This is a genomic window from Leclercia sp. UBA5958, from assembly GCF_002430365.1.
GTDB lineage: Bacteria > Pseudomonadota > Gammaproteobacteria > Enterobacterales > Enterobacteriaceae > Enterobacter > Enterobacter pneumoniae.
The window spans coordinates 386,266-399,944 of the sequence record NZ_DJCE01000011.1; the positions used below are offsets into that span (position 1 = coordinate 386,266).

13 protein-coding genes are annotated in these 13,679 nt (G+C 52.6%); all 13 read right to left on the reverse strand.

Translation table 11 applies throughout. From position 1 onward, the window contains the following. Positions 1-151: 151 nt before the first annotated feature. From B2Q93_RS17250 to B2Q93_RS17310, 13 genes are read right to left on the reverse strand one after another with little or no spacing between them, the layout of a single operon-like run. Positions 152-2,158, reverse strand: coding sequence for a lytic transglycosylase domain-containing protein (locus tag B2Q93_RS17250; protein WP_286933858.1), 2,007 nt, complete (start codon positions 2,156-2,158; stop codon positions 152-154). Continuing rightward, positions 2,158-3,408 (reverse strand): phage DNA ejection protein, encoded by a 1,251-nt coding sequence (locus B2Q93_RS17255; protein ID WP_286933859.1) that lies wholly within the window; start codon positions 3,406-3,408, stop codon positions 2,158-2,160. The genes B2Q93_RS17250 and B2Q93_RS17255 overlap by 1 nt, the downstream gene beginning before the upstream one ends. Positions 3,409-3,417: 9 nt before the next feature. Continuing rightward, a complete protein-coding gene (locus B2Q93_RS17260) occupies positions 3,418-4,077 on the reverse strand; it encodes a DNA transfer protein (RefSeq protein ID WP_286933860.1) in 660 nt (219 codons plus the stop codon). Continuing rightward, on the reverse strand, positions 4,061-4,444 hold the full coding sequence (locus B2Q93_RS17265; RefSeq protein ID WP_286933862.1) for a hypothetical protein: 384 nt from the start codon (positions 4,442-4,444) through the stop codon (positions 4,061-4,063). Before B2Q93_RS17265 ends, B2Q93_RS17260 begins: the two co-directional genes overlap by 17 nt. Positions 4,445-4,452: 8 nt before the next feature. Then, positions 4,453-5,154 carry a phage tail protein gene (locus B2Q93_RS17270; RefSeq protein ID WP_286933864.1) on the reverse strand — a complete coding sequence of 234 codons (702 nt, stop codon included), beginning with the start codon at positions 5,152-5,154 and terminating at the stop codon, positions 4,453-4,455. After that, entirely contained in the window at positions 5,154-6,572 is a 1,419-nt protein-coding gene (locus B2Q93_RS17275) for a packaged DNA stabilization protein (RefSeq protein WP_286933865.1), read from the reverse strand. The genes B2Q93_RS17270 and B2Q93_RS17275 overlap by 1 nt, the downstream gene beginning before the upstream one ends. Next, positions 6,532-7,035 carry a packaged DNA stabilization gp4 family protein gene (locus tag B2Q93_RS17280; protein ID WP_286933866.1) on the reverse strand — a complete coding sequence of 168 codons (504 nt, stop codon included), beginning with the start codon at positions 7,033-7,035 and terminating at the stop codon, positions 6,532-6,534. The genes B2Q93_RS17275 and B2Q93_RS17280 overlap by 41 nt, the downstream gene beginning before the upstream one ends. Beyond that, entirely contained in the window at positions 7,019-7,255 is a 237-nt protein-coding gene (locus B2Q93_RS17285) for a hypothetical protein (RefSeq protein ID WP_286933867.1), read from the reverse strand. The genes B2Q93_RS17280 and B2Q93_RS17285 overlap by 17 nt, the downstream gene beginning before the upstream one ends. A 51-nt stretch (positions 7,256-7,306) precedes the next feature. Continuing rightward, entirely contained in the window at positions 7,307-8,596 is a 1,290-nt protein-coding gene (locus B2Q93_RS17290; RefSeq protein ID WP_286933869.1) for a P22 phage major capsid protein family protein, read from the reverse strand. Then, positions 8,596-9,507 (reverse strand): scaffolding protein, encoded by a 912-nt coding sequence (locus B2Q93_RS17295; RefSeq protein WP_286933870.1) that lies wholly within the window; start codon positions 9,505-9,507, stop codon positions 8,596-8,598. The genes B2Q93_RS17290 and B2Q93_RS17295 overlap by 1 nt, the downstream gene beginning before the upstream one ends. Positions 9,508-9,520: 13 nt before the next feature. Further along, positions 9,521-11,698 carry a portal protein gene (locus B2Q93_RS17300; protein WP_286933871.1) on the reverse strand — a complete coding sequence of 726 codons (2,178 nt, stop codon included), beginning with the start codon at positions 11,696-11,698 and terminating at the stop codon, positions 9,521-9,523. Continuing rightward, positions 11,698-13,158, reverse strand: coding sequence for a terminase (locus B2Q93_RS17305; RefSeq protein WP_414672038.1), 1,461 nt, complete (start codon positions 13,156-13,158; stop codon positions 11,698-11,700). The genes B2Q93_RS17300 and B2Q93_RS17305 overlap by 1 nt, the downstream gene beginning before the upstream one ends. After that, complete coding sequence (locus B2Q93_RS17310) at positions 13,155-13,646, reverse strand: terminase (protein WP_286933874.1); 492 nt, start codon at positions 13,644-13,646, stop codon at positions 13,155-13,157. Before B2Q93_RS17310 ends, B2Q93_RS17305 begins: the two co-directional genes overlap by 4 nt. Between the last annotated feature and the right edge of the window lie 33 nt (positions 13,647-13,679).

Genomic DNA, 13,679 nt, shown 5'->3' on the forward strand with positions numbered 1-13,679 from the left:
TACTGTGCTCCGGGCGCAGCAAAGCCGCACAACAAATGTTGCGCAGCGTTGCGTTAAGGTCGTTTATAATTGGTTAAACAGAGGAGGAGTTATGGAACGAGATTGGCTGAACTTTGCTTTCTTGATTTTTGGTATTTGTGTGGGCGTAGCTCTATTCGCTTAATGCTTCAGACTTGGCGCCCTGAGCAAATGAGTTAACTACCCTTTCAGCATCAGATAATGCTTTCTCAAACGCCGTAGATCCTCTCGGAGTATTTGCCAAGCGAAGCATTGCATTTCGCGCCAGCTCGCTCTCATACACCCTGGAAAGCAACCCATAGCCTCCACCAATTGCAGCAACTTTAGGATTCACTACAGATCCTATCCCCATGATAAATGGAATAGCCTGCTGCCCTGTAGGTGTAGTAACCCCAGCCTGTCCAGCTCTCTTCGTAGACTCAAGGTAGTTTTTCAGTCCTTTCAGATAAGCCGCATCTCTTCCTTTGAACGTAATCCCCGTCTGGTTAGACATCAGGTTAACCTGGCGCAGGAACTGGTCTGGTGAGCCACCCGATTTCTCCATCGCTTTGCCAATTATGCCGTTACGCATTTGAGCTCGTCCTGTCTGGCCGACTGAGCGATAAAGATTCTGGACTTCGGATTTGTTTTTGCTGAAGAGCATGTTATTGACCACCTCAGGAGTGAGGTCGCCCTTCATTATCACGTTCTTCAGTCGCGTATTCTGAAGTTTGCTTGCCTCGTCTGCGTATACCGCATTGGCCTGCTTGTAGCGACGCAGCGTGTCACTGCCAAGATTCTGACCGATCGCACTATCAATATCGCCTGTCATGGCCTTATAGACGCGCTGCACGGCAGCATCAGAGCGGTTGGGCATGACAACGCGCTCACCTTTGACATCCTGTCGGAATTGACTTCTGAGCCCACTCAGTTGCTGCAGATCCATTGCCATAGGACCGCTTGCCCCTGCATTTCTTGTCAGCTCGTCACGATAGGCTTGCAGCTTTGAGATTGTTTCGTTATCAGCAACCTTTCCAAGTTTCTGCAGACTGGCTATCTCAGTGTCAATTTGCTGTAACGCCCTTGATGGCTGGATATTTACGCCCGTCATGGCGCTCTGCACCTGCTCAAGACGATTGCCTGCGGCTTGCTTAATCCCGGCTGTCTTCGCCTTCAGGCTGCCAATAACAATTGACGGATCGTACTCACCAAACCTTGATGCAAATTCATCTACCAACTGGCTGCGAGCTTCCTGCTGATTGGCTCGCATGGTGCTAGTGCCGGCGAACGGAATGTTTTCAGCGGTAGTCTGAGCCATTCGCCCGACGCGTGAGTTCGGAGGCAATACATCAGTCGTGTGCAACGGGACATCAGCAGAGTCAGCAAACCGGATCGCCTGCTGCGCCTCCGGAGAAATGGCTCCTTTTACGCCACGATATGCGGCCCCTGCAGCTCTCCCAAGCTGATTAATGGCACCGCCTAACACCACTCCTGTGCCGAGGTCTGTAGCAAGTGCCTCAGGGTTATTCTGCTCGCTATTGGCAGCCATGGATCCAACGGCATTCTCAGCCAGGAGGCGTGATGCTCCTTGCGCCACACGTCCAGCAATAGTTGGCGCCTGAGTAGCGGCCCGCTCTGCCCCTGCCGGGGTCAGGTAAGGAATAGCTTCCGCAAATATCTTGCCTTCTGTGGTCTGAGGCGTTAACGATCCGGGCTGCATTCCAAAATCTTGCGCAAGTCCTTCAGTGGTTACTCGTGGGGCTGGTTGGTAGGTTCCATCTCCCATTCCAAGCTTGTTACCAGCCCATGCGCCTGCACTCACTACTGCATCAGCGATAGAGGCTGGAATATTGGCAAGGTTAACGCCAGCCTGAAGAAGGCCGCGTCCAGTCTCTGCCGCCGCATCACCCAAGTCTGACATGAACCCACCCTGTTGCTGCGGTTGTTCTGCCGTGGGAGATTGTTGTGCTTGCAGTGGCTGGGACTCAGCCGTTGGTACTGGATACGCAGCATAGAACGCCTGTTTAGCCTGCACTGCATTGCTGCCAGCTTGGGGAGCAACAACCTCATTGAAGTATTGCTCCTGCGCCTGAGCTTTCTGTTCTGGCGCCATTGTCTGATATTGCTGAGAGGCAATAACATCCTTCCATGCCTTAGCCATTAATCACCCCACAGTGAAGAGAACCCGGAACTTTGTTGACGCGCTGGCTGCGATGGTTGGGCCCGTCCGCCGCCGACGTTTACGTTGTACTGCTGGTTGTACTGGTCGGTATATTGCCGTATGTTTTTAACGGATTCTTGAGCTGACTCAGGGCTTGAGAAATCTAATTGCGGCATGCCCTGGAAATACATTTTCGCCTCTGCGACGGTATTAATTCCGCTAGCTCCCATATCTCGTGCAGCAGCAATGCCCTGGTTCTGCATTTTCCCCTGAATTCGTTGCGCTGCGTTATATAGCTTGCGCTGCTCTCCTCCTGTAAGGCGACTACGGTAATCAGATCCCAGCGCCGGTGTACCATTACCTCCTGTTACACCTGTTAGGAAGTCCAAATCCCCAGCCTGAGCGTCGGCGCCTTCTATTGCATCAAGATCCTTTGCCATTGCGTAATTCTGAGCGGAGGCTGCAGATGTCGCTGGGGCAGCAATAGCACTGGCCGGCACCCTTACCATGTTCCCGTTGTCATCAATACCTTCGTAGAACGCATTCGCTCCGGCACCGTGTAGCTTCCCTCCCACGTTAACAGTTCGGCCATCTGCTAACTGAACCACTCGACTACCATCAGCGGCGGCCATTGTTCTGGCGCTTGCTCTCTGGTTCGCCATGTCCTGACCACGTCGAGCAGTTGCGGCGGAGATATCCTGACCGCGGCGTTGCAATGACTCTCCTGCCTGGTTGCTTCGTATGGTTTCGTCAATCTTCTGCTGGTTCTGCTGCACATCAAACTGCTTATCCGCTGGCAGTGTAGCCAGCCTGGTAGCATTCAACAGACCATTGAACTGCTGCGGGTCCTGTTGGTAGAGTTGCGCAGCCTGTTCCGTTGATACCCCAAGACTAGCGAGAGCTGGTCCGCTCTTTTGAATTGCAGCCTGTACAGCATCAGGATTACCACTGGCTGCCGCCACGGACAAGTTATTCAACGCACTGTGAACAAAGGCTGCATGCTCTGCGCCCTGAATGCCGATCTCCTGCTGGATGTTCTGGGCGAACTCCGGGAATTGTTTGCGGAGAGCTGGCAATTGTTCCGGTGTTGCGGAGCCAATCGCATCATAGAAGCTTCGGCGACGGTTCTGATCCGCCTGAGCCTGCTCATTTGCCAGAGATCTCTGCTGGATTTCTTCCTGCAAACCCTTTAATTGAAGCCCCTGGGCAAATCCGTTTCCAGAGGTGTAGTCGATCGGGCTAATTGCCATCATTCCTCCTTAGAACAAGCCTTTTACTATGTTGCCGACGCCCGTTCCGAACGCCTGCCCAGCGCTAGTTCCCGAGAGGAATCCGAGCCCTTGCGTAATGGCTTGTCCATTTGCCAGATAATTACCAGCTTTGGCTGCGCCAATCTGCGACACGTTATCCCCATAGCTATTGGCGTAATTACCCGCCGCAGCATTGGAGGCACCTGCAGCCGACAATCCAACGTTAGAAAGCCCCATCAATTGCTGATACATGTTATTTTGCTGGTCGGTCATCATACTCAGGTAGTTCTGCCCAAGCTGTGGGGCGATAGCTGCCAACATGTTGCCGGTGGCGGTCGAACCAAGACCACCGGTTGCCTCTGCGGCATTCAATCCCTGATACCTGGCCTGATCTGATAGCTGCCGGTACTCCGGGCTGGAAAAATAGGATTGCAGCGAAGCATTGCGGTCGATTGGGTTTCCCGCAATACCTGTCAGACCAGTTAGCGCAGTTTGCCCTGCTGTCAGCCAAGGGTTTAGTCTCGCCTGCTGCTCTCGGTTAATCTGTAGATTGGTTGCGTTACTCTGGTTGGCGGCTTTTACCTGAGCATCAGCCGCCTGGTTGGCACCGGTGATACCGCCAACTACACTCCCTAAAGCATTACCAATACCTTTAGCTATGCCGCCCATTTGCGAACCTCTTCATTAAAATCAACTCTCCGCAAGTATCGTCTATGTACTCAACAACACCGCGCCATGTTTCGATAAATCCGAACTTACGAGCCAGATTGCACACCTGCTTGTGCTCAATGCGGATTGGTGCATGAACCTCACGGTTTCCGATTAGCGAAAGGACATCAGATACCGCCTCCCGGCATCGGTATCGCTCGCCTGGCTTCATTGCCATGTGCAGGTCAACGTGGTCGCCGAAATCCATGCAAACGAAGATGCCCACGCCATTCCAGAGAAGGTGATCGCCCTCGACGACAGGGAATGATGGGACGCCCCATAGACGCATCAATGCCTGCCCGGTAAGGGCGTCGATTTTTGTGAGCATGTCGTCACCTAGTTGATAAGCCCGTGAGTTCTGCTGTCGTCCTCCAGTGCCTTAATTCTTTGCCGTGCCTGCTGAAGACCGGTTGCCAAGGCCTGGATTTCTGACTGTGAATACGTGGCGCCAATCGTATATGCCTGATTGGAGTTGAAAGCTCCTCGTAGTGCAGTGCCGGTTGCTGCTGTCCATCCAGTTTGCCTGGCGCCCACAACCTTAGTTCCGCCAACTGAGTACGAGGTTGTTACATTCAGTGGAGATGCCAGTGACTGTGAGGTTGTTCTTGTCCTGGATACATAATCGTCCTGCAGGCTGTCTATATCTGTTTCAGCCGTTGATACCCGATTAGTCAGGTTTGCCAGGTCAGTCTGGATGGTTGTGATTGCCCCTTCGGCGTTGGTTACACGAATTTCCAGCGCAGAAATAGCCGAGGTGTTAGCAGTAATCCTGACTTCGTGATCATCGACTTCTATTCTCAGTTGCTGAATTCTGGTTTCGTGGTCACCAAGTATTACATCCTGCTCGTCATTTCTTACCTGAGCGTCATAAGCACCCTGTCCTGCCTCATTAGCCTTCCCAGCCACATTACCAAGGTCTGTGCCCTGGGCTATGACGTATAAGAGATAAGACTGACTGAATATATTTCGAGGAAGAACAGAGGCGTCAAGACGAGTTGCCTGAATGGTTACTGGCGTGTTGAGTGAGTCATCCGCCATTACTCAATCCTTATCTGGCATCCAGATAGCGTTACGGGTGATTTGGTTATGACTCGCAGCTTGAAACCAACAAGTCTCCGAATGCGCCCTACCCTTTTCCAAAGAATGCGCTTGTCATATACAAAGGGCGCGTTCTGCTCAATCATCTGCTCCCGACCGTAATTTATTCCATCATTTGTCGCTGACAAGAAAAGCCTGTCGGCGTATTGAGCGATTCCTGTTGAGGCATCCACCTCAAAATCAAATACCCTCGCATTGTCTGCGCGGAATAGAGGTGTATACAGGAGATGCTCCTGGTGCTCTCCGTACTGACTGCTTATGTCAAATTGAAGTTGCCCTAATACCGGTTCGAACTTGTCTCCGCAGGTAATCTGGTTTCCTTCAAAAATGAAATCGACAGAGCGGTACACATCATCACTCAGACCGGTTTTTAGAACGCACCACTGGGAACCGCTTTGGCTAGAGGCTGCGTCATATACCAGAACATGCCTAAGAAGATGGATAATCAATAGTTCATGCGAGTCGAAGCGCAGGGATTCCATTGTCCCATTAGCCAAATCATCAGCAGTGTATGAACGGATAATCTTTTCAATGCTGGATGTTGCAATAGGAGTTGCTTGTCCTGAACCAATCACATACACCGATGGGGCGCCAGTAGCAGGGTGGCTAATGAAGGCATAGGAATCGGCAAATGGGGTCTTACAGTAGGTACCAGCGATTCCTTTCTGAACCATCAGTGACGGCTGAGATACATAAAGCGCAGCCCCAGCAGTGGTGGCTCCAGTAAGAGAAAAATATTCAATTGTGGTAGCACCAAAGCACACAATGAAATCACGCCATGACCCTATACCAATTATTCCGTCTGGCTGAGACTCTGCGCGGTATTCGGCTGCATTTCTGTCCGGATGTGATTCATCCTGTAGGTCAGAAATAAACCATGAATCCGATCCATCCTTAGACCAGGCATATCTCCCTCTTAGCCTGGTAATATCGCGCGCCTTCCCTAGTTCATATTGTGTGTATCCTGAGCTTGTCGGCCAGTTAGCCACGGTTTTGGTTGTTCCATCGTAACGGTACTCAATAATTTGACCGTTAACTCCCACCGCCTGTGATGTCCTACCGTAAGCCATTGAGACTCTTCCTGTCCCTGGGACGTCTCCAACCGCCTCGATTCCCTTATACAACTTGTTGCCGCATACTCGATATACTGAGTTCTGATCGGAGTTATATTCAACTCCTCGAGATATTCCGTTAACATCGCTTCGCTTTACTACGCCAGGGAAAGATCGTAGATAGCCGTTGCTGTTAAGCACCTCTTTCGGCGTGGCCAGCATATTAACCGGGAGGTAGTCGATGTAGTCGGCGTTTCGGTAGTCTTTACCCGTTCCCTTCATCAGAGGAAGTTGCTGGATCGGCATTGTTCTGCTCTCCCGGGAAGTAATGCCATCCATTCAGAGTGGCGAAACTGTTACCACTGCCTATCGGCATCCGGTTAGGATAAGACGATCGCTTGGCGCGACTGAGAGCCGTGTTTTTGACAAGCAGCTCTTTCCCGTTTCGGGCGGTGGTGATGACTTTTGCTGTTGGTTCGATGTGATAATCCGGTGCAATGCGGCAGGCAAGGTTAAACAACACCGCGCTAACAGCACTGGAACGCATGCCGTGATCGTCGCCTTCTGCGGGCGGGTTGTCCGGGTCGGTAAACACGTAGCCAGTAATGATGCCTTTACCGTCCTGGTACCATTCGGCCATCATCGTTTCGAGGTCATCAACGCCGTCCTGCATTGACTGAGGTTCAACGTCGGTGAGCGTGGCATCAGACGCGACACCCAACTTACGCAGCGCCGCCCTGACGATGTCGCCTTTAGTCGCTATCAGCATTGTCTTCCGCCTTAGGCTTTGGCCCCGGCTTTTTACGTTGTTTCACTTCTGGCTCTGGCTCTGGCTCTGGCTCTGCAAGAGATTTCACCAGGTCATCAGGATGCGCAAACCAGCCAGCATCGAGATACTCCTGCAACTCATCTTCACCGATGATCTCGAAGTCGTAGCCAACACCCTTCCACTTATTCATGTCGCCTTGGCGATACACCATCTGTGTCATGTTCTGCTCCAGAATGAACAAAGGGGCCGAAGCCCCTTAGCGGTTGAGTGATTACGCCTGGTCAGCCAGGCCGACCCCGATTGACTCAGGTCGGGTTGCGTTAACGCCATACCAGACCGCAATACGGCACAGCCCAGACAGAGTGTTGATGTCGCCCTGCGTCGCGAAGATGCCATTCAGGCCCACTTCCGGGATGGAGAATGACTTGGTCTTCATGCCTGCGAACAGTTCGTGGTTAGCCGGGATCGGCTGGCTAACGATACGGATTGCATCATCCGCCCAGAATACGTTGGTACGGGCGGTCACTTTGTTAAGCAGGTTTACGGCCATGCTGTTTGCCAGTGAGGTGTTCACGTTGGCATACGCGCGCTGCTCAGGAGACAGGGAAGTGTCATCCAGGGCGATCGGCTTAGGCGTAATCTCGATATGCGTACCGTCAATGACACGCACGACAGAGAACGTCGCATCCTGCGCCAGTACGTTTTTAGCCATCTGGCCGAGGAACTTAACTCCGGTGAAGCTGATTTTGTCGCCGCGCTTCAGTCCGGTTGTCGCAGAGAGCGTTACGGTGGCCAGGCGGTTATCAACGTTGCGCTTGTTGCCGTCGGCATCCAGATCCCACGCTACTGGCTTGAACTTCTGAGCTCCGCTGACGGTCAGGCCGGTTGCCGTTGATGCCGGGAGGACTGGCAGTTTAGGAGAGCGCAACACATCATCAAAGCCAGCAACCTGGCGCTGAATGCTGCCATTTTTGTATGCGTCTTCCGGGATGCGGCCAAAGATGTCGCGGTTAACCAGATCGCGACCGGCCGCCTTGTAGTCCTTCGGGTTGAAGAAGTATGACAGGCCGGAATCGCGATTCAGTTCGCGCGAGAACATGATTTCTTCAGCGTCAGCAACGAAATCCCAGCCACTACCTGCTGCAGTGCCGATAGGGTCATTGCTGGTAACTACCAGAGAACCCATTTCCGCCGCCAGGTTGGCAACTTTAACTTCACAGTTGCTCGCCAGTTTCTTGGCTGCTGCGTTAATGCGGCGGCGATATGCTGTCTCATCACGCAGATCGTCAGCACGCAGCTGGAAGAAGTCGTTATCAGGCTCACCCAGACTAACTGGAACGTTAAGCTCCAGCAGACCGGTTGATTTACCAGTTAAGTCCCAACCTTCCTGAGTCGGTGATTCCTGCTCTACAGGCATCCAGATTGTGTTGCTGGAACGCTGCATTTCAGATGCAGGCGGTGTGTACTTACCCGCTTTCTGCGCCATAGGTGTCAGGCTGGTAATGGTGTCAATGATTTCATCCACTGCCAGCGTAACGATTTGACCTTCGTTCAATGCCATTATCGAATTCCTTTAAGTTTTGCCTTGAGCTTGCGATAGGTCTCTACATCGCCCTTGCTTGATGCTTTTTCCATGGCCTTGCGCATAGCTTCGACGTTAGCCGCCGAAACATCGCCAGTGATGGACTGATCTGCAGGAGGAGCGGATGAAACCTGTTGGCCGCGAGGCTTGAGAGTTAAACGTTCTGAGAGTCGAGTGAGTTCAATCAGCGCTGACTGCCCGTCCATTGCCAGTAACTGGCGAGCTTTCTCTGGGTTGGCCCCGAGGTGATACATGAGCGCGGCGGATTTCTCTGGGAAAAGACGCATGATGTCAGTCGCTACCGGTGCCGGAACGATCTGCATGAACGCATCTTCTTTATCCTGGTAATCAGGAATGTTGAGCTTTTCCGCCGCGTCATAGTGCTTACGGGCAGCCTCGACGTATTGCGCTGATTGCTGGGTGTATTCCTGAGTCTTGCGACCCTGCTCTGCGACAGCATTGCTTCGCGCATCCTGAGCCTTGATAAGCCACTCATTATTCGCTTGCTGGAATGCCGCCTGAGCGCGACCACTGTCCCAGCCGTACTTCTCCATGGCTTCATCTGAGAAAAAGTCATTAGCATTCGGCTGAGCGGGTAATTCAGGATTAACCCGTAAGTTCTCCGGTAGTTCGCCACGCTTTACTGCTTCCGCCTGCTGCTCAAGCTCACGTTGACGCTTGCGCTCCAGTCGCTTAGCTGCGAAGTGTGCGTTTGTTGCCGGGTCTTGCTTTGGCTTTACCTCATCGTCTTTCAGGACGATCTCGAAGCCTTCTCCATGCCCTGCGTTGTCGTTGGCATTATCGACAACAGAGCCATCAGCAGATGCCGCTGCTTGATTGCCGGACGTGTTTAAGTCTTCAGTTTCCTGAATATTGATGGTGTCTTGCATGATTAACTCTCTCTTATTGAGGATTCTCGGCTACGCTGCCGGAAGGTGTGTTTTGTCTCTGCGATTGCAGGATGCTGGCGAGATCCATGCGCTGTTTATGCGTCTGGTCATCACCTTTGAGAAGTAATTCAGCATTGGCGCGGGCATCATCGCTGCGCTGTTGCTGGAAGGTTGAAACGGTTTTGAGGAACTCTCTAAACTCGGACTGTTTATTGAGATCCATGTTGTTGAAGATTTCCGCGATTTTCGCTGCGTTAAGCTGGTTCTGAGCCTCAACCTTAGCGGCGTCGATTTGCAGTGACAGTGTCTGGTTCTGGGCTTTAGCCAGTTCAGCCTGGCCTTGCAGAAGCACCCCCTGAGCCTGAACCATTGCCGGGTCTTGCTGGCCTTGTTTAGCCATCTGCGCCTCAGCAAGCCATTGCTGCTCTTCAGGCGTTTCAGGTTTCTTAGCGCCCATCAGGATCAGCTGCTTATTGGCGTAGTCGCGCATCATCTCGACGCCTTTACCATCCAACAGCGTGAAGTATTGCAGCAACAGCAGCTGATATTCAGGAGTTCCCTGCGGCGTCTTTCCGAGCAATTCCAGAATCTCAGCGCGGTTCTGCTGCTTCATCGACTGGAAGGATGGGCCAACATCGGTGTAGCACTCATAGCGGCCCCTGATGTCGTTAAGGACGGTTGTTTCTCCAGTGGAGAGGTCAACAACCTGCTCCATCAGCTGCACTTCTTTCTCGCTACCATCTTCAAGCGTGATGGTAACGGTGCGGGGGATGTCGTAGATGTCGTTGACGATAGACTGGTAAATCTCACCGTCGCGGCGCATCGCTGTTGCGAGGTTGTCCTGGAATACGAACGTTTCCAGATCAGAACGCATGTTCAGCTGGTTGACCGTTTCGAAGGCAACCTGTCCACCATTCACAGCCTCAGCATCCACGCCGAGCGTAGCCACCTCTTTCACTGCTGCAGTAGCGGCCTCAAGCATGTAGGCATTGGCCTGTGGTACGGCTGGCTCCTCCATATACGCAACAGGAGTTGGAGGCAGATCGCCACCATTTTCATCAGTTCTGTTGATCAGGTAGTACGGATAAGCATCAGTGCCGTCGTACATGTGCTCATAACCGGCGATCTGCTCAGGGTAGAAGAATGGCTTCTTCTGCGGGTTGCGAGCCACAATGTCAGCGTTGAATGACATGATCATGTTGCGCAGGCGCTGGCCGTCTTTGGTGCCGCGGACAATGCCCTCATACACCTCTTTGCTTTCGACAAAGCCCCACTCACCAAATACCGGCACAATGGGGATATGCTCGCCTGCAATGAGTTGCCGGTCTTTCAGAATTTCGGTGCAGGTGATGATGGACTTATACACCCGGCAGCGTTCTACCTTACGCTCAGCAACCTTGACCATGCCACGGTCGGCAAGGTCATCGATGACGTTTTTGATATCACGCTTGTAGTAGGCTGACGGAGCGCCAGTAATCGGATCCTGATAGATGTAGACGGTCTCTTTCTTCCTCTCCACCTCGTAAAACTCAGCGACGTGTATGGTGTCCTGCGTCAGCCACGGGAATACCCAGTCATTCGGACTCTGGAATGACGGGATTATATCCTCATCAAGTCCATGCTCTTCAGCAAAGGCTTTCCAGCCGTCACGGCTCATCGAGTGGATCAGAGTGCAGTGACGGGCGTCAGACTTATCCATCTGCTTACTGTTGCTGTCCCACACCACGCTGGAGCATGAGGAGTGGATCGGCTCACGAAGCACAATCTGGTTGTTACTGGTCGGGCTTTGGTCTTCGTATCGGGTGACGCGCCGCCAGTGCCCGATACCGCATTCAATCTGCTCGCGCACAGCGACGTTCACCGATATCTTCGACGCGTTATTCTGGGCGTCAGTTCGGTACATGCCCATCAGCGTGTCAGCTGCATCAGGGCTTGCACCGTCTTTCGGGCGGTAGAGAACATCAATCGGGTTCTGGCGCATCTCTGCGACCAGCTTGCGTACTACCGGGCGCACCACGTCGAACTGGCCGCGATACTGCAATGTTGTGTACTGATTAAGCCAGTCATCCCACTGAGAGACTCGGGAGAAGAAGAGGTCATTCTTCGCCTCGGTTCTGGCTTCGTCTCCGGCTGTCCAGTCTGCGTCGAACTTGCACAGAATGCTTTCCAGCCTGTTTTCGTTGTCAGCCATTATCGTCCTCTGGAAACTGGTCTAATCGGGGCGGGCATTGTGGGTTTAGGTTTGTTTTTGACGACAGGGAACGCGAAGGTAAGAGCCAGCGCATCAGCCCTGTTTGGTGATGGAATGCCGCGGCGCTTCATCTCGTCTTTGGATTCAAGAACGATCTTGCCGTCGAGCTTCACCTTGTATTCAGGAGCGACAATTTCATCAGAGGTTTGTTGGTCATCAATGCTTCCTCCCTCATTCAGCCAACTTTTCAGCGCGTTCCACATTTCGCCACGCTTGTTAAGCATCTGAGGGTCTTTCGATTCGCCAGCAAAATTAACCAGACGCCATCCCCTGCCCCATGATTTCCCGATGGAGTGGATGCCAGTTCCGTAACCAAAGTCGATGAACACTGCATCTGCTTTATGCTCATCCTCAAACGATGCGACGATCTGAGCAAACATCACGTCGTCATCGGTTTTAGGGTATGTGCCGAGCAATCTGGAATGCAGCCCTTGCCGCAGGTAGATAGACGCTTCATCACTACCGGTATAAGCAGGATCAACGCCGATAATCTTCGGTGCAAAGTTATATTGCCCATGCTCTAACTGCCGATTCATTGCGGCATCAGCGTAGTTCTGCGGGATAAACTGGATTTCAGATGATGATGGGAAAAGGCCACGCACACGCACTTTGAAGAAGTCGCTATCTTCGCCATAGTCACTAGCCCACTCAGCGATCAGCGCCTTGTTAGTCATCTTGGCAAGGCGACTATCAATCTGACGGCGGCGCCAGCGGTGCTTGAACTTACGGAAGCACTCTCGAAAGCGACCGGTGTTACGTGTCGGGTTTCCAAACGCAAACCAGAACGGCTCTCCATCAGTCAGACCGCCTTCAGCAACTTCCCATATCTTGTCAGGCACTGCCGATGCTTCATCGAAGATATAGAACGGGCTGGATGTGGCAGCGTGGAGACCAGCAAACGACTCGCTATTTTCCTCTCGGCAGGTCTGCCCGTCACAACGCCATGACTCCATGTGATCCACATGGTAGATGTTCATGTTGCCTTTGCCGTTGTTGTACTCGAACCAGTGGCCGGTGATGCAGCGCTTCTTCCACTTGCCAAGCTCGCCCCACGTTTTGGTACGAAGCTGCTCAGAGGTGTTCGCAGTGACCACGCCCTTGCATTGCGGACGCGTGCTCAGGATGTAGAGGATGATCCAGGCGGTTAATGCTGACTTGCCAATGCCGTGGCCTGAACTGGTTGCACATCGATACGCCTCAACCGGCATCACGCCGTCGAAGTCGTTATTCTTGATGGCTTCGCCCCAATCTGTCAGAAACTCTTTCTGCCATTCGTCAGGGCCGTCGTAGCCAGATAGCTCGCCTTTACCCCAGTCGAACGCATACCTAACCCACCCGAGCGGGTCGTAGAAAAACTTTCCCATATCCTCGGCAAGCATTGCCTCAAAGTCAGACATCACTCACCTCTCGCTCGTTTACGGGCCTCCTGGATTCGGTCGATCAGGCTAATCTCGCCGGAGTGCTCAATCTCTTGCTTGTCTCGCCACAGGTCTTTTTGTCTATTCTTCAACCAAAAGATGGCGGCTGTGGTATCTGCTGGGGCGTGACGCTCAACATCAACAACTTCGATCTCTTCTTCATGCTGGTCAACCTTAAGCTTGAAGGCCTGCTGCTCGACATAGTTGTAGCCCGTAGCCTTTTGATACAGGCTCCTTACGACTCGCTCATCAGCAATATCCTTTGCGGCTTTTATGGAGTTGCAAAACTCTTCATGCTCAAGCTTCCAACGGTAGATGGTTGAGCGATGAACGCCGAAAAATTCAGCCATTTCATCGTCCGTTGCACCCAGCAAGCAAAGCTTCTCTGCCTGTGCTGCGTATTCAGGCTTGTACTGAGATGGCTTGCCGCTATTCCCCTCGGCAAAATTGTTGTCTTTGGGTGCTGCCATATCCATTCCCTCTTCAGTTATTATCAAGCGCCC